9 protein-coding genes are annotated in these 16,548 nt (G+C 70.0%); 7 read left to right on the forward strand and 2 right to left on the reverse strand.

Annotated features, from left to right (window positions below; translation table 11 throughout):
* Positions 1-43 precede the first annotated feature (43 nt).
* The 4 genes from VEC57_15710 (at position 44) to VEC57_15725 (ending at position 3,283) form a co-directional block, all read left to right on the forward strand.
* Positions 44-1,123 carry a DUF1566 domain-containing protein gene (locus VEC57_15710; GenBank protein ID HYC00580.1) on the forward strand — a complete coding sequence of 360 codons (1,080 nt, stop codon included), beginning with the start codon at positions 44-46 and terminating at the stop codon, positions 1,121-1,123.
* A gap of 114 nt (positions 1,124-1,237) precedes the next feature.
* Entirely contained in the window at positions 1,238-1,453 is a 216-nt protein-coding gene (locus VEC57_15715; GenBank protein HYC00581.1) for a hypothetical protein, read from the forward strand.
* Positions 1,454-1,483: 30 nt separating this feature from the next.
* Positions 1,484-1,783, forward strand: a complete 300-nt coding sequence (locus tag VEC57_15720) for a hypothetical protein (GenBank protein ID HYC00582.1) — start codon at positions 1,484-1,486, stop codon at positions 1,781-1,783.
* 201 nt (positions 1,784-1,984) lie between these two features.
* Complete coding sequence (locus VEC57_15725) at positions 1,985-3,283, forward strand: DUF1329 domain-containing protein (protein ID HYC00583.1); 1,299 nt, start codon at positions 1,985-1,987, stop codon at positions 3,281-3,283.
* Positions 3,284-3,403: 120 nt separating this feature from the next.
* Here VEC57_15725 and rapA read toward each other — a convergent pair whose 3' ends face one another.
* Positions 3,404-6,364: an RNA polymerase-associated protein RapA gene (gene rapA, locus VEC57_15730; GenBank protein ID HYC00584.1), complete on the reverse strand. Its 2,961-nt coding sequence runs from the start codon at positions 6,362-6,364 to the stop codon at positions 3,404-3,406.
* Between the two features lie 249 nt (positions 6,365-6,613).
* On the opposite strand from rapA, the gene VEC57_15735 reads away from it, so the two are divergent.
* The 3 genes from VEC57_15735 to VEC57_15745 all read left to right on the forward strand — a co-directional run bounded on the left by VEC57_15735 (position 6,614) and on the right by VEC57_15745 (position 13,773).
* Entirely contained in the window at positions 6,614-8,017 is a 1,404-nt protein-coding gene (locus VEC57_15735) for a hypothetical protein (GenBank protein ID HYC00585.1), read from the forward strand.
* Positions 8,018-8,207: 190 nt separating this feature from the next.
* Positions 8,208-9,113: a hypothetical protein gene (locus VEC57_15740; protein ID HYC00586.1), complete on the forward strand. Its 906-nt coding sequence runs from the start codon at positions 8,208-8,210 to the stop codon at positions 9,111-9,113.
* Between the two features lie 22 nt (positions 9,114-9,135).
* Complete coding sequence (locus VEC57_15745) at positions 9,136-13,773, forward strand: glycosyltransferase (protein ID HYC00587.1); 4,638 nt, start codon at positions 9,136-9,138, stop codon at positions 13,771-13,773.
* A gap of 15 nt (positions 13,774-13,788) precedes the next feature.
* Here VEC57_15745 and VEC57_15750 read toward each other — a convergent pair whose 3' ends face one another.
* Positions 13,789-16,542, reverse strand: a complete 2,754-nt coding sequence (locus VEC57_15750; GenBank protein ID HYC00588.1) for an AAA family ATPase — start codon at positions 16,540-16,542, stop codon at positions 13,789-13,791.
* Positions 16,543-16,548: the final 6 nt, after the last annotated feature.

A 16,548-nucleotide genomic window follows, 5' to 3' on the forward strand; every position in this document is an offset into this window, starting at 1 on the left:
CCGCGACGACGGGCTCACGGGCGGTTTTCGTAGGGAGGTTTCGATGCGCGATTCCAGGTTGCTTCCATTGCTGGTGAGCGGCGCCATCGTGGCGCTCCTGCTGCCGCGCCCCGATGCGCGCGCCGACACCGACCCGGCCATCTCCTGTCAGGTCAAGAAGCTCGACGCTTCGCGCGCCTACGGCGCCTGCCGCCTCAAGACGGTGTCGAAGTCGGTCAAGAAGGGCACGGCCACCGACTTCACCAAGTGCGACACGTCCTTCGACCGCAAGTGGACCGCCATCGAGCTGATCGGCGGCAGCAACTGTCCCACCTTCGGCGACGGCGACACGATCCAGGAGGAGATCGTCGACGATACCAGCACGATCGCCTCGCTGCTGGCGACCGGAACGCTGCCCACGTGCGGCGATGGCGAGCTCAATGGCCGTGAGACCTGCGACGGGGCCGAGCTCGGCGGCGTTACCTGCGCCGATTTTGGATACCTTGGCGGCACGATCTCCTGCCGTCCGTCGTGCCTGCTCTACGACCTCAGCGAATGCACCGGGCGAAGCGTCTACCCGGCCACGGGTCAGACCGTCTCGTACCAGACCGACACCTTTGGCATGCCCGATCAGCCGGTTCCCGATGACGGCGCGCTGCAGACGGGCGGCGCGCTCGCGTTCGTCGACAACGGCGACGGCACCATCACCGACACCAACACCGGGCTGATGTGGGAGAAGAAAGGCTTCGAGATCAGCGGCGACCACAGCGCCGATACCACCTATGCCTGGTCGAGCCTGGATTCGGGCACGATCTGGGACTGGATCGAGCGCGTGAACAACGAGAACGGCGGCGCCGGCTACGCCGGACACAACGACTGGCGCATTCCCAATCGCCGCGAGCTCGACAGCCTCATCGACTTCAGCCGCAGCGACCCGTCGGTGCATCCCGCCTTCGACTCGGCCTGCGTCTCCGACTGCGTGCCCACCAGCTGCAGCTGCACGGTCGCCGACGAGTACTGGTCCTCCACGACCAGCATCGCCAACGACAGCCTGGCCTGGGCCGTCAGCTTCTCGCGCGGCAAGGCCGAAGACTTCTCGAAGACCAGCCGCCGCGCCGTGCGGGCCGTCCGTGGCCCCGACTGAACGTCGAAATCCCATGACGTCCGGGTCCACCCACCGGAGTAGAAAACGAAAATTCGAGACCTGACGTATCCAAAACGCGGGCTGGTTCGTGGAGGGGAAAGAGAGGTGGCACGCATGAAGCTGCGCGAGAAGCTGCGGATCTACAGACGCGTCTTCCAGAAGGCCAGCCGCAACCGGGCGGATCTGCGCCGTGTTCTGGCCCACCACGGCAAGGTCGCCTTCGCGGTCTACGCCTACGAGCTGGCCGTGCTGCTGAGCAGCAAGGTCGACCCGCGCCTGAAGACGCTCGGTGCGATCAAGGCGTCGGCTCTGGTGGGCTGTCCCTTTTGAATCGATATCGGCTCTGCCGTCGGCAGGGAGATGGGCATCACCGATGAGAAGCTGGCGGCGCTGCCCCGCTACCAGGACAGCCCGCTGTTCGACGAAGTCGAGCGCGCCGTGCTCGACCTTGCCGTGGCCATGACCTCGACGCCGGCCGATGTCTCCGAGGACCTGCGCCAGCGGCTGCGCCGGCATCTGAGCGAAGCCGAGATCGTCGAGGTCGCCTCGCTGATCGCCTGGGAGAACCATCGCGCGCGCTTCAACCGCGCGTTCGGCGTCCGGGAGATGGGCTTCAGCGATGGCGCGTTCTGCGTGCTCCCGGAGCGCACGCCGCAGTAGGGCTCTCTCGGCCGTCTCGGTCCGCATCGCACCGCACCCACCGCGCCCGCACCGCGTAGCGACGCACAGCGGCACGGCGGTCTTGTGAGGCGCCCTGCAGGCGAATATTGTGTGGCTCCAGCAGCGCTTCGGCACCGGGGACCGGGCTCGCCGCGGCCGCAATCGTATCCGCTCGGGGTGTCCGCGCTGCCAGGAGGGGTCATGGAGTGCATCGGCTCATTCCGGCGCCGCAGCCTGTGGCTGCTCACATCGAGTCTGTCCCTGGCGCTGCTCACCGCATCGGTCGTCAACGCCGCTTCCGAACCGCCGCGTCCGGGCACCGTCGTCACCCGGCACAACGTGCACGAGTACGAGGAGTTCCTGGGCCCCGGCCTTCGCTGGGCCGTCGAGCGCGGCGCCAATCTGCCGGTCGTTGCCTACAAGAAGATCGCCCACCCGCCGCCCTATCAGGAGGCCACCGAGAAGTTCTCCGACCAGGTCGTGCTGTCGCCCGACGGCCTGCGGCTCGAGAACTACGTGGCCGGCATGCCATTCCCGTCCGTCGACGAGAAGGACCCGCGCATCGCCGACAAGCTGATGTTCAACTTCTCCACGGCCATCGGCATCGACGACTCCGACATCCGCAACTTCGACTGCGACACCGGAGCGCTCGGAGAGGACGGCAATCCGCTGCGGGTGGAGCGGCACTTCCTCATCGATCACATCCGCCGCCTCTATTTCACGGGACGTCTCGTCGTCGATCCCAAGCCGGCCATGCCCAATCGCGACGCCGCGCGGTTCAAGGAAGCGCTGTACCCGCTGATCGAGCCGTTCGACCTCAAGGGTACGGGCTTCACGTTCACGCGTTATCTCGATCCGGCACGGCAGGACGACACCTGGCTGTACCTGCCGCAGCTTCGCCGCGTGCGGCGTCTGTCGTCGGCGCAGCGCTCGGATGCGCTCTTCGGACAGGACACCGATGCCGACAGCTACGAGGGCTATCAGGGCAACATCGCCTGGATGAAATGGAAGTACCTCGGCGAGAAGACCGTTCTCGGCACGATGCACGCCGAGCGCCTTCCGGTGGTATGGGGCGAGCCGTCGGGAGATTTCCTGCACGACGACAAATGGGAGCCGCGCGAGGTCTGGATCATCGAGGGTGTCTCGAAGCTGCCGCAGTACGCGTACTCCAAGCGCGTCATCTACCTGGACAAGGAGACGCAGCGGATTCCGTTCACCGACATGTACGATGCGGGCGGGCAGCTCTGGAAGATGTGGGTGAACAACTACCGCTTCGCCAAGGAGCCGCTGCGAGGCGCGCGCTACGCCATGGACTGGGAGTACGGCTACCGGCCGTCGATCACGATGATCGACATGCAGCTCGAGCACGGCACCTTCTGCGCCTTGCCGAGCCACCGCTTCCCCGGCGAGCAGGGCTGGTACGTGAACCTGGGCGAGAAGGAAGGGACCAACGAAGGCTTTTTCGACGTCGCGGCGATCATCGCGGCTGGGCGCGGGTAGCCGCGTCCAGCCGCGATGATCGCGAAACGCCTTCGCCATGGGTGACGGCGGGCTCTCGCGCGTCTAGGGCAGCCGGACGCGGCTATCGCGCCAGGTGCGTCGCTCGCGAACGCCTGCAAGTCACAGCCGCGGCGCGCCGTCGCGTACCGGGCCGCGCCACAGCAGGCGCAGGGCATCCAGGCGAATGCGCGCGGCATCGATGGCCTGGGCCAGCTCGCGGCGTTGCTGTTCCAGTGCCGCGTGCTCTTCGCGGCGCACGTGATCATTGACCGCGGCCAGCGCCGTCAGGCGCGCCAGCTCCGCCGATAGCTGCTCGTTCATCGCTTCCTGCGCGGCCTGCCGCAGCCTGGCTGCGCTCTCCTCCGCCAGCTGCTCGCAGCGCAGGTAGAGCCGGCCGATCAGTGGCGCCAACGTCGCCTTCTGCGCGCTCAGCCAGCTGGCGCGGCCGTCGGCTCGGGCGGCGGCGAGGGCAGGCGTCATCGGATCCTCCTCCGGCGCCGGCACGTTGCGATGCTGGTCGACGAGCACGCGCACGGGCGACGGCGCCAGGAAGCGGTCGACGTGCAGGCGCGGCGGTGCCGCCGCCTCCAGCACGAACACCGCCTCCAGATACAGGCGCGGCGGCGCATCCTCCTCGAGGAGGACGAAGCAGGCGTTGCCGGCCTCGGAGGCAACGAGCAGCTCCATCGCGTCTCCCAGCAGCGGATGATCCATGGTGGCGAACTGCAGATCCTCGCGCACCAGCGCCGTGTGACGGTCGAACGTCAGCGCGGTCTCGCCGCGCTCGAGGCCGGGAAACTCCGGGCTGTGCATTGCATCCGGGTTCAGGAGGTACGCGCGCGGTGCGATCTCTTCGGAATAGATGCGGAAGTGCTCGAGGAGGCGAAGGAACCATTCCTCGAAGGCTTCATCGGCATCGATGCTGCGAATGGCGGCGAGCAGCGGCTCGGCAACGTCGCGCCGCAGCGATGCCATCTCCAGCAGCCGGTCGCGCCCCTGCTCGACACGTTCGAGAAGCGACGCCGCAGCCTCGGCGGTCTGCGCCACCAGTTCGTCGGTGTCTGCACGCAAACGCTCCGGATCCATGGCCGGAGCCGCCAGCGCCAGCGCCGAGACCCGCTCGCCGAACCGTTCGAGCAGCGGATGCGCGATCAGCGTCGGCCGCCGGAATGCGTCGACGCCCTCGTCCAGCCACCGTACCAGCACTTCCTGCCCGGACCCGGCAACGTAGGGAACATAGACCCGCACGACCCCTCGCTGACCGATGCGGTCGAGCCGTCCGATGCGCTGCTCGACCAGGTCGGGGTCGAGCGGCACGTCGAACAGCACCAGGTGCTGCGCATGCTGGAAGTTGCGGCCTTCGCTGCCGAGCTCCGAGCACACGAGCAGGCGGGCGCCGTCGGCCTGCGCGAACCACGCGGCGTTGCGGTCGCGTTGCAGCAGCGTCAGTCCCTCGTGGAACAGGGCGGTCGCGACGCGAACGCGCGCGGCGATGGCGGCATCGATGCTCTCGGCCTTGGACGCGCTCCGGCAGATCACCACGACCTTGCGCGCTTCCGGCGACGACAGCAGCTCGAGCAGCCAGTCGATGCGCGGATCGTCGCCGAGGCCGGCGCTGCCGGCGGTTGTGCCGGCAAGGCCGATGGCGCGCTGGGCGTCGGGCACAGCGTCTGGCGCGGCCGTGCTCGCGAGGTCGCTGGCGAGCTCGGCCTGGAGCCGTGCTGTGAGCGCGTCCGGCACTGCACCGTGCGCGCTTTCGTGCCGCTCGGCGCCGCCGCGGCCCAGGGGGATGCGCAGGACTTCGCGGGCAGGAAAGCCGCCGACGGCGGCGCGCGTGTTGCGAAACATCACCCGGCCCGGTCCATGCCGGTCGATGAGCTCCTCGAGCAGTCGCCGGCGCAGCGCAGGATCGGCGATGCGTGCCGCTACGTCGCGCTCGTCGGCGCCCAGCGTCTGCGCCAGTCGTTGCACCGCCGAGGAAGAAAGCGCGGTCCCTACGATCAGATCGGAGGCCACGGAAGCGACCTCGCGATACCCGCTCGATTCGGCCAGCCAGCATTCGAAATCGGCGTACCGGTGTGGATCGAGGAGCCGCAGGCGCGCGAAATGTCCCTCCTCGCCGAGCTGCTCGGGCGTCGCCGTCAGCAGCAGGAGCCCTGCGGTCGCGGCGGTGATCCTCTCCACGGCGCGGTAGCCGGCGCTCGCTTGCTCGCGCGTCCATTCCAGATGGTGCGCTTCGTCGACGATCACGATGTCCCAGCCGGCGTCGGCGGCCTGCGCCACGCGCACTTCGTTCCGTTCCACCAGCGAAATGCCCGCCAGCACGAGCTGCTCCTCGGCGAAGGGATTGGCGCCGGGCGTGCTCGTCTCGATCGCCTGGCAGCGTTCCTCGTCGAAGACGGCAAAGCGCAGCTGGAAACGGCGCCGCAGCTCGACCAGCCATTGGTGAGTCAGTGCATCCGGCACCAGGACGAGCGCCCGAGCCACGCGTCCGTTGAGAACGAGGCGGCTCAGCACGAGGCCGGCTTCGATGGTCTTGCCGAGGCCGGTTTCATCGGCGAGCAGAACGCGCGGCAGAAGGCGGCGGGTGACCTCGTCGGCGACGAAGAACTGGTGAGGCAGAAGCTCCACGCGCGGGCCGACCAGACCGCGCACGCCGCTGCGCCGGATGTCGTGCTGTCGCGCCAGCGTCTCGGCGCGCAGCTCGAACGTCCTTGCCGGATCGACGCGTGCCGCCAGCAGGCGCTCGCGTGGCCCGGTCAGGACCATCTGCGAGGAGAGGCGGTGCTCGGGCACCTCGCCGTTTCGGCAGCGGTAGTGCAGCAGGCCCTCGCGTTCCTCGACCGCCTCGACCCTGTGGACGCCGCCGCCGTCGTCGCGGATCGTGTCGCCGGCGCCGAAGCGCACGCGTCGCAGCGGGGCCGAGCGCAGCATGTAGCGGCGGCTTTCGCCGGCCGCATCGAAGTGAAGCAGCACGCTGCGGTCATCGCAGTCGACGACGATGCCGAGCCCGAGCTCCGGCTCGGCATCGTTCATCCATCGCTGGCCGCGCACGATGCGTCTGGCGGTGTCGCCGTTCACGTTCTGCCTTGGCACGCGCCGCGCACGCCCACCGCGAATGGACGCCGGCAACGGTCGCGCAGCGTGAGGTTTTCGACGAGGACCTTCGAGTTCGCAAGATCGCATCATCCAGACTGGCTGATGGTGCATGCCGGAGTTGACGCGGGTCGGACCGACGGGCCATATCCACCTCACATGCGGCACTTCGCTCCGACCCGCCGGTGCCGGGGATCGCGGAGCAAGCTTGGGGTGCCGTCGGAGGGGGGCGACATGCTTCGAGCGACCGCGGCGGCCACAGCTCTCGTGATGCTGGCCAGTTGCAATGGAGGTACAGGCTCGACGACCACCGTCTTCTTCGGAAGCAATGGCAACGGAGGTTGTCGCACGCTGACGGTGCGCGTGCAGGTCGGCCCCGAGCACGTGGCAGGCGCGCCCGCCGAGGCGTGCATGCTCGACGAGGCGCTGGTCGCGGCCGGATGCCGCATCCTGGCAGGCGAGCAGGACGGCGCGCTGCAAGTGACGATTCTCGGATGCATCGTCCCCGAGGCGGCCTCGCTCTTCTCCTGCGCATTTCGCGGCGTCGACCCCGCCAACGTTCAGCGCGTGACGAGCTCGCTCTGCGGCTGCGCCGATCGCTGCGATCCATTCCCGCCGATCTGCGTCGCGCTCGCCGACGACCGCAGCGCCTGCGAGCAGTGCCTCAACGGCGTCGACGACGACGGCAACGGCAGCGTCGATTGCGTCGATGAGAATTGCCGCCACGTCCTGCCGTGCGCCTCCACGACGACCACCTCCACCTCGTCCTCGACGCTGCACGGGTACACGACGACGACTTCCACTCCCACCACCAACCCGCCCTCGACAACCACCACGCTCGTTGCCGGCAAGGAGCTGGTGGTCGACTTCGACATCGCGTCCGCCAGCGGGCTGATCGGCGCGCTGCAGATCGCCGTCGACTACTCCTCGGCCAAAGGCACCTTCGTGGGCACCGCCGGCGCGCCGCAATGCAACAGTCACGTTCCCGGCTCGCTGGTGTCGTTCAACGACGACGACGTCAACAAGACGCTGCGCATGGGCTTCGTCAGCCTGCAGGGCGTGCAGGCGCCGGTGCGGCTGGCGACCTGCAGATTCGCGTACGGATCCGAAGCGCCGGTAAAAGAGGATTTCGGCATCGTCGTCGAGGATGCCGCCGATCCCGACTTCAATCCGATCCAGGTCGACGTGGAGCCCGAAGTCGAGCCGGCGCCGCCGACGACGGTCGTCAGCACGACCACCTCCAGCACGAGCACGACCCTGGCCGTCCCGGATTCCGAGCTGTACACGATCTACTTCGACCTGACGCAGGCGAGTGCACCGCTGGGCGCCCTGCAGTTCGACGTGGGCTACGAGGGCTCGCCCGGCGAGTTCGTCGGCAGCTTCGGCGACGTCGATTGCCGCTCGCGCGTGGGCAACAACCGCGCCTACAACGACCTCGAGAGCAACGACACGTTGACCATCGGCTTCGTCAGTCTCGAAGGCCTCGATGCACCGCTGACGCTGGTACGCTGCCGCTATCGGGCGCCGGCGCAGGCGCCGGTGGCCGCCGATTTCGCAGTCACGATCGCGGATGCCAGCGGCACCGACTTCGAGCCGGCCACTGCGACCGTGACCGTGCGCGTGAGCGCTGCGCCATAGCGCAAGCTGCCTGTGCTTTTGCGAGGCGCGCGGCAGATGGCGTCCTGAGCGGCGGTTCAGCAACCAAACAGCGCGGTCGGCGTATTGACGGTCATTGGGACGCCGCATAAGGTCCGCACTGGACGTCCGGGTCCGGGCGTCTCTGTCTCAGGGGGCTTGTGCACGGGGCCGCTGCGCCCGGAGGGAACCGATGAAGCGCCAGACGCCGCAGGACGAACAGGACCAGATCGAGGCCCGCAGCACGCGTCGCGAGATCCTGCGCGGCGGCCTGCTCATTGCCGGCGCGGCGGCAGTCGGTCGCGTGGCCGGCGAGCCCAGGGCCGCACACGCCGCCGATGGTTCGGCTCTCCTGATCGGCCGCGTCAACAGCGGCAGCAGCATCACCACGCTGCGGGTGCCCGGGCAGGTGCCGGGTCTAGTGGTCACCCACGATACGGTTGACCCGAACTCGCCGCCCGACTTCACGTTCACTTCGGCCCTGCGCGGCGATGGCGGCAGCAGCATCGGCGTCGAAGGCAACTCGGCCAGCAGCATCGGCGTCCTCGGACAGACCGGAACGCCGTTCCTGTCCGACCCCAACTCCCCCATCCAGATCGGCGTGTACGGCGCATCCATCGAAGCCATCGGCGTCGGCGGGCGCTCGTTGCACGGCTTTGGTGTGCTCGGCCAGACCGGCGGCGATCTGGCCATCGACCCGAACGAAGAGATGCCCGTCTCGGGCATCATCGGCCTGGCCGGATTCTCCGGCGACCCCAACGACCCGGGCAACCTGGCCGGCGTCGTCGGCTTCGCGATGGACCCGAACATGCCCGGCATCCTGGCGCGCAACTCGAGCGTCGACGGTCTGGCTCTCGACGTTCGCGGCCGCGCGTCGTTCTCGAGCGCCGGCAAGGGAACGGTTCCTGCCGGTGCCGACCGTGTGGCCGTCGATCATCGCAGCGTCAGCGCCAGCAGCATCGTGCTGGTGACGCTGTCGAGCGATCCCATCGGCGGTCGGCGTCTCAAGCACGTCGAAGTTGCCGATGGTGGCTTCACCGTCGTTCTTTCGGGAAGAGCCAAGGTGCCCGTCAATTTCGGCTTTCTGGTCGTGAACTGAGCGGCGCCGGCAACGAGCTCGCGTGACGTTGACGCCGCCGCGCGCCGCTCCTTCGGCCGCGCGCGATCCAGACCTGGCCCGCGTGGCGGATCTCGTCCCTTCCTGCGCGCGCCGCATCCTCCATCTCGGCTGCGGCCGCGGCGTCGCCGCGTTGCTGCTGAAGCTGCGCAGGCCCGACCGCCACGTCATCGGCGTCGTCGGCGACGCCACGCTGGTGCGCCAGGCCCGGGAGCACTGCGACGAGGTCGTCGCGGCGGCCGACACCTCCCGCCTTCCCCCGGGCTCCTTCGACTGCATCATTGCAAGTGACCTGCTCGAGCGCGCCGCCGACCCGGCGCTCGCGCTTGCTTCGGCGCTGCGGCTCCTGGTTCCGGGCGGACATCTGATTGTGGAAGCACCGTCTGCCGCTCATGCACGCGCTCTGGCGCTGGCATCGACCAGCGCGCAGGGCGGCGCGGCGGGCGGCACTGCGGGCAGCGCGCACGGTGTGCGCGGCTTCACGCGTCGCGGCGTGATCGAGCTGCTGCGGCACAGCGGCTGCGAGGTGACGGGCCTGCGCCTCGACCTCGAGCATGCGACGCCGGACAAGCCGCTGCCGCTGGTGCACCAGAGGGGCCTGCGCGTCGAGGAGCTCGAAGAGTCGCTGGCGCCGCGGATCTTCGTGAATGCCGTTTACGCGGAAGCGGCCGCCTGGATCCCGGTGTGTTCGGTGATCGTGCGACCGGTCGGCGCGACCGATGCGACGATGGCGGCGCTTGGCGAAGAGGCGCAGCGCCTGTCGCTGCAGGTGGTGGTGGCCGAGGGCAAGACCCCGAGCGACTTGAATGCCGCCGTGCGCGCGGCGCGCGGCCGCTACATCGCCTTCCTCGATGCGGGCACCGTTCCTCAGCCGGGATGGCTGACCGCGATGATCCAGGCGCTGCAGACCAATCCGCGCGCGGGCGCCGTCGGGCCGAAAAGGGAGGCGGGCCAGGCGTTGCAGGCGGACGGCGCATTGCACGCAGACGCCGCTCTGCACGCGGCGGCGCTGGATGCGGCCGTTTCGGCCGAATACGGCCAGGGCATCGATGCGGTCGCACTGCCGTATCGCCACGAGCCGTTCCCGCTGCGCCAGGCGCCGGTCGGCGCGGTCAGCGGCGTGCCGGCCGTCGGCGTCGACGGCATGGTCATGGAGCGCTCGCGCTTCATCGAGATGGCCGGGTTCGACGAGCGGCTGCGCGTGCGCAGCTTCGATGCCGACCTGTGCCTGCGGCTGCGCGCGCACGGCCGCCCCGTGCTGTGCTGCTCGGAGGGCGTCGTGCGCGCCGCGGCAACCGACGTCGATGACGCTACCGCCGCCTCCGACCGCCGCTACTTCGGCGACAAGTGGTCGCCGGCGCTCGAGGCCATCCAGCTCGATCGTTCCGTTGCCGAGCGGCCGCCGGGCCTGCAGCTGCGCTCGCGCGTGCAGGGCAGGCCTGCGCTCTTGTGGTCGGGCTACGTCTTCGGTCCTAGCGGATACGCCGAGAGCACGCGCGGCTTTCTGACGGCGTTGGAGCGGGCAGGCGTGCAGACGCTGGCGAGCCCGTTCGCCCACGGCAATCCCAGCTCGCTCGATGAAGTCGTCGATTTCGATCCGTTCCTGGTCGAGCGCGCGCCGCAGAGCTTCGTCAGCATCGTCTCGCGGCCGGCGATCTTCTTTCGCCGGCAGGCGCAGGAACATATCGCCATCGGCCGTACGATGAACGAAACCGACCGCATTCCGAACGGCTGGGTGCCGCGCTGCAATCAGATGGACCAGATCTGGGTGCCGAGCCGCTTCAACCTGGAGGCATTCGTGCGTTCGGGCGTGGACGCCGAGCGCGTGTTCGTGATTCCGGAGACGATCGACGAGCGCATGTACGGGCCGTCGGTGGCCCCGCTGGCCGTCGAGAACGTGACCGGGTTCGTGTTCCTCTCCGTCTTCCTGCTCGGACCGCGCAAGGGATGGAAGCTGCTGCTGCAAGCGTATCTCGACGAGTTCCGCTGCGAGGAGGACGTCACGCTGCTGCTGCGAGTGTCGCCCTCGCTGCGCTCGCCGCTGAGGGAGCTGACCGACTTCATTCGCGAGCACACCGGCGACCCGGCGCGGGCGCCGCGCGTCGTGTTGTGCCCGGGCACGGTCGACGGCGCCACGATGCCGCGCCTCTATCGCAGCGCCGACGCGTTCGTCCTGCCGTCTCGAGGAGAAGGCTGGGGGCGCCCGTACATGGAGGCGATGGCGTCGGGGCTGCCCACCATCGGCACGGGGTGGAGCGGCAACACCGACTTCATGGACGAGCACAACTCGTATCTCATCGAATACACGCTCGTGCCGCACAACGATCCGAGCCTGCCGGTGCACTTCCACACGCCCGAGCAGACGCTGTGGGCCGAGCCGTCGCTCGATCATCTGCGCACGCTGATGCGCACGGTCTTCGAGAACCGCGACGCGGCGGCACGTCGAGGCGCTCTTGCGCGCCAGTCGGTGCTGGACCGGTTCCGGCACGGCAAGGTCGCGGACATCGTCATCGAGCGGCTGCAGCAAAGCGGCATCGAGGTCGCACGGTCGAAGGCGCCGTCGCCCGCGGCCGAGGTGCAGACGCCGGCGGCCGAGGCGCCGTCGCCCGCGGCCGAGGTGCAGACGCCGGCGGCTGAGGCGCGGTCGCCCGTGGCCCAAGCGCCGTCGATATCGGTGATCCTCGTGGCGCGCGGCGGTGCCGACCGTGCAGCCGCGTGTGTGCGGCGCATCGAGACGAACTCCCCGCGTCTTGCCTTCGAGCTGGTCGTGGTGATGTGCGGCAGCGTCGCACTGCCAATCGCGAGCGCGGTTGCCGCGGCGGTGCGCGTCGTCTCGGTCTCCGAGACCGCCAGTGATGCCACGGCACGCAACGCCGGCGCGGGCGCGGCCGCCGGCGAGCACCTGGTCTTCGTCGATGACGACGTGTGGCCGCAGCCGGGATGGGCCGACGCTCTGGTCGAAGAGCTGCGCGCCAGCTCGGGCACCGCAGTGGTCGGAAGCAGACTCGTGGCGCGCGACGGTACGCTGCTGCACGCGGGGCTGGTCTACGGGCCCGATCTTCTGCCGTATCCGATCCATCGCGGAGCCGAGCCTGCGGCGCCGGCTGCCGGGCAAGCGCGTGCCGTCAGCGCCGTCGCCGGCACCGGCATGCTGATCCGCCGCAAGAGCCTGCTGGCCGTCGGCGGCTTCGACGAAGCGCTCGAAGGAACCCATGCCGATGCGGCGTTGTGCCAGCGCATGCGCGAGCTCGGTCTGGAGATCGTCTACTGCCCGCGCAGCACGCTGGTTCACGACGAGCGTGCGCGGCCGGGGCCACGCCTGGAGCGCGAGGCCGCGGCTGCGTTTCTGGAGCGATGGGCGCCGAGCCTGTGGTGCGACGATGAAGCACGGTGCGAGGAAGACGGCAGCGACGTCATCGCCGCGCGCGCGGCAGCGTGGCAGATGCCGCCGGCAGGCCGCGTCCGCAGCGCGCGGGAGCCGGCGGTGCTGTGGTCCGCGCCCGTATTCGATCGCAGCGGATACGCCAACGAGGCGCGCGATTACGTGCTGGCGCTCGATGAGGCCGGCGTCGACGTCTACGTGAACGCGTATCCGTGGCGGCACGTGCCATCGGATCTGCCGGGAGACGAGGTCGCGCGCATTGCCGAGCTGGCACGCGCAGGGCTGCCGTCCGACTTCGTGCACGTCATCCAGCATCAGGCGATCCGCTTCTGGCGCCATCCCCAGGCGCTGGCCAATGTCGGCCGGACCATGTTCGAGACCGATTCGCTGCCGCAGGACCGCGTCGAGCGCTGCAACGCGATGGATGAGGTGTGGGTGCCGAGCCGCTTCAACGCGCAGACGTTCGCTGCCGCGGGCGTCGATGCCGGCAGGCTGGTGGTGATTCCCGAAGCCATCGATGCCGATCTGTACGGCGCCGCTGCCGAGCCTCTGCTGATCCCGGACGCTCGCGGCTTCGTGTTCCTGTCGGTCTTCGCGTGGAGCCCGCGAAAAGGCTGGGACGTCCTGCTGCGCGCGTTCGGCGACGAGTTCGCGGCCAGCGACGACGTCACGCTGGTGCTGGCGATCAGCACGAGCGCCGCCGGCATGCCGGGCGATCCGGCGCCGGCGGTGCTGTCGTACCTGCGCGATGCGCTCGGCCGCGACCCTGCGGCCACGGCGCGCATCGTGGTGCTGCCGCTGGCGCTGTCGCCGAAGAAGATGCCGGCTCTCTATGCTGCGGCCGATGCGTTCGTGCTGCCGTCGCGCGGCGAGGGATGGGGAAGGCCGTACATGGAGGCGATGGCGTGCGGGCTGCCCACGATCGGCACGGGCTGGAGCGGCAACACCGAGTTCATGAACGCCGGCAACTCCTATCTCATCGACTTCGAGCTGGTGGACCTGCCCGAGGAGGGATGGGCGCGTCCGGGCCTGTTCCGCGGCCAGCGGTGGGCCGCGCCGTCGGTCGAGCACCTGCGCAGTCTGATGCGCCACGTCTACACGCATCGCGAGGAGGCGCGCCGCATCGGCGGGCGCGCACGCGCCGAGATCCTCGAACGCTACGACCGCCGCCGCATTGCCCAGACGATGAAGGTCCGCCTCGCAGCTCTGGGGTCCAATCCGGAGAATGCGGTTTCCTGGCCGCCGCGTCGGAAGCCGTAGCGGGCGAGACCGAGATCAGCTGAGCCAGCCGCGCTGGGCGGCGATCAGCGCCAGGCGGGCTCGCGAGTGGATGTCGAGCTTGGCGTAGACCTGCTGGAGGTGGGAGTCGACGGTCTTCGGGCTGAGGAACAAAGCGGCCGCGGCTTGGCGAATGGTAAGGCCACGCGCCAGAGCGGTTGCCACGCGCAGCTCCTGCTCGGTCAGCTCGGCCGATGCTGCCGTCGCGCCGCCGCGGCGCCGCGCACCGGCCGCGCGCAGCTCCGCGGCCGTCCGTTCACGCCACGGCCGGGCGCCGAGCCTCTCGAAAATCCCGTCGGCTTCCTTCAGGCATCGCCGTGCCTGCATGCGCCGCCGCGCCCGATGCAGTCGCGAGCCATACAGCAGCAGCGTGCGCGCCCGCTCGAAGGGCATCGGCCGCTGCGCTTCCAGAGCCAGGGCGCGTTCGAAACACGCCTCGAAGCCGTCGCCAGCGATCATTCCTTCGCATCTTGCCGCAAGCGCAGCGCCGACCGCGCTCCCGGTCTCCTCGGCTTCGAGCCGCAGCTTCTCGGTGACCGCGACGGCATCGGCAACGCGTCCCGTCAGCACGAGCGCTTCGACCAGATCCGGGCGCCACGGAAGGATGCTCGGGTGAAGCAGGCCCGCACGCTCGACGGCCACCTCCTCGACCTGCTCGAGCACCGAGATGGCGCTGTCGGCGCGGCCCATGCTCAGCTCCAGAAGCCCGAGCGCGGTCAGCACGTACGACTGCATCGTCCGATTGCCGTGCCCATCGGTCAGCCGCCGGGCCCGCTCGATGCACGCGCGTGCCCGTTCCTCGTCGCCGCGCGCGGCGGCGATGCGTGCCCGCACGATGAGCGCGCGCGGCAGCGCATCGCCGTTGGCGGTCTCCTCGCCGATCATGATGGCCTCATCGGACTGCCGCTCGGCAAGATCCCACAGGCCCAGCCTGTGCGCGGCGTCGGCCGCGTGCCCGAGCGGCGCAGAGCGCGCGGCATGCGCGGAGATGCTCTCGAGCGAGTCCAGAACCGCCGCCGCGTGCTCGTGCGCCTGCTCGTAGCACTCCAGCGCCGTTCGCAGATGGGTGATCATCGAGTGCGTCCGCAGCGCCAGCTCCTGGTCGTGCACGTCGAGCACGTCGCGCTCGACGCGCTCGAGAACCGCGCGCCCTTCGGCCATGCGGCCGCGGAAGATCAGCCCGGCCGCCAGGCACGCGCCGACCTGCGCCTTGACGAGCGCATCGCCGCCTTGGCCGAGCAGCTCGGCAGCCCGGCCACCGAGCCGCAGCAGCTCGCGCACGTCGCCGGCCAGCAACGCCGCCATGCCGGCATCGGCCGTGACGAACGCCGCCATCGGCGCGTCTGCCGCCGTCTCGGCCGCTTCGGCCAGCGTACGCAGCAGCGAGAGCGCCGTGTCGACCTCGCCCACGCCCAGCAGCAACAGGCTGCGCGTGTGCAGCGTGCGCGGGCTGAAGCCGACGCCGGTGCCGAGCGCGACGGCGGCGTCCAGCAGCGCCAGCGCGCGCTGGAGCTGGCCGGCGGCGATGCGCGCATTGCAGGCGCGCAGAAGGCGCCGCGCCTGCAGCTCCTTGTCGATCGACAGGGCGGCGGCACGCTCGTACGCCAACGAGGCTTCGACGTATCCGCGCCGCGCCGAAGCGCGTGCGGCTGCATCGGACAGGGCCGCGGCGGCTTCCTCGTCGGCGCCTGCCGCGCTCTCGGCCAGGTGCCATGCTCTTCGATCGCCTTCGACGATCGCCGAAAGCGCGCGATGGGCGGCGCGGCGCTGCGGCGCGCCGGCGCGGTGGTAGGCAGCGCTGCGCAGCAGCGGATGCGAGAAGCGCAGGCGCCCGCCCGACACGGCGACGATCGCGGCGGCTTCGGCATCTTCCAGGGCCGAGGGGTCGATGCCGGCGTTGCGGCAGGCGCAAGCGATGATTGCGAGGTCGCTGCTGTCGCACGCCGCCGCGACGAGCAGCGCGTCCTGCGCCGCCGGCTCGAGCGCGCGCAGGCGACGCTCGAAGAGCGTGGCCAGACGGCTGCGCGTGCGAAACGCTGCCGGCAGCGGGGCATCGCCGCTGCGCTCCTGCGGCGCCAGCGACGAGGCGATCTCGACGAGCGCCAGCGGATTGCCTTCGCCTGCGGCCACCACGGCCTCCCGCACCGGCGCCGATAGATCGCCGGCTGCGGCAGTCACCAGCGTCCGTGCCTGCTCTGCCGCAAGCGGCGAGGGGCGCAGCGCCGATATCGCATCGAGGGCGGCGGCAACGTCTTCGCCGTCGCGGATCGCCAACAGCATCGTCATGCGCGACTCGCGCAGGCGCCGCGCCGCAAAGCCGATGCACTCGGCCGAGGCCGCGTCCAGCCACTGGGCATCGTCGACCAGGATCAGCAGCGGCCGTTGCTCGCACGCCAGTCGCATGAGGCCGAGGGCGGCCACGCAGACGGTGAAGCGGTCGCCCGCTGCCGCCGGCGCCAGCGCCAGAGCGCCTTCGAGCGCCAGCCGCTGCGGGGCAGGGAGGCGCTCGCGCAGCTCGAGCAAAGGCTCGAGGAGCTGCAGCAGCGCCGCGAACGGGAGGTGCGTTTCGGTCTCGGTGGCGCATGCCTCGAGCACCTGCATGCCGCCGGCGTGCTGACGCGCCCAGGCAAGCAGGGCGGTCTTGCCGATGCCTGCCTCGCCGCGCACCGCCAGGGCCGTACCGCGACCAGCGCGCGCATCGGCGACCGCGGCCGCGATGGCGGCGCGCTCCTGTTCGCGTCCCACGAGCATCGGCGC

Source organism: Candidatus Limnocylindrales bacterium, assembly GCA_035626395.1.
GTDB lineage: Bacteria > Desulfobacterota > Binatia > UBA1149 > CAITLU01 > DASPNH01.

Coding starts and splice junctions, on each gene's coding strand:
- VEC57_15710 (HYC00580.1), top strand. CDS start 44: ATGCGCGATTCCAGGTTGCTTCCATTGCTGGTGAGCGGCGCCATCGTG.
- VEC57_15715 (HYC00581.1), top strand. CDS start 1,238: ATGAAGCTGCGCGAGAAGCTGCGGATCTACAGACGCGTCTTCCAGAAG.
- VEC57_15720 (HYC00582.1), top strand. CDS start 1,484: ATGGGCATCACCGATGAGAAGCTGGCGGCGCTGCCCCGCTACCAGGAC.
- VEC57_15725 (HYC00583.1), top strand. CDS start 1,985: ATGGAGTGCATCGGCTCATTCCGGCGCCGCAGCCTGTGGCTGCTCACA.
- VEC57_15735 (HYC00585.1), top strand. CDS start 6,614: ATGCTTCGAGCGACCGCGGCGGCCACAGCTCTCGTGATGCTGGCCAGT.
- VEC57_15740 (HYC00586.1), top strand. CDS start 8,208: ATGAAGCGCCAGACGCCGCAGGACGAACAGGACCAGATCGAGGCCCGC.
- VEC57_15750 (HYC00588.1), bottom strand. CDS start 16,542: ATGCTCGTGGGACGCGAACAGGAGCGCGCCGCCATCGCGGCCGCGGTC.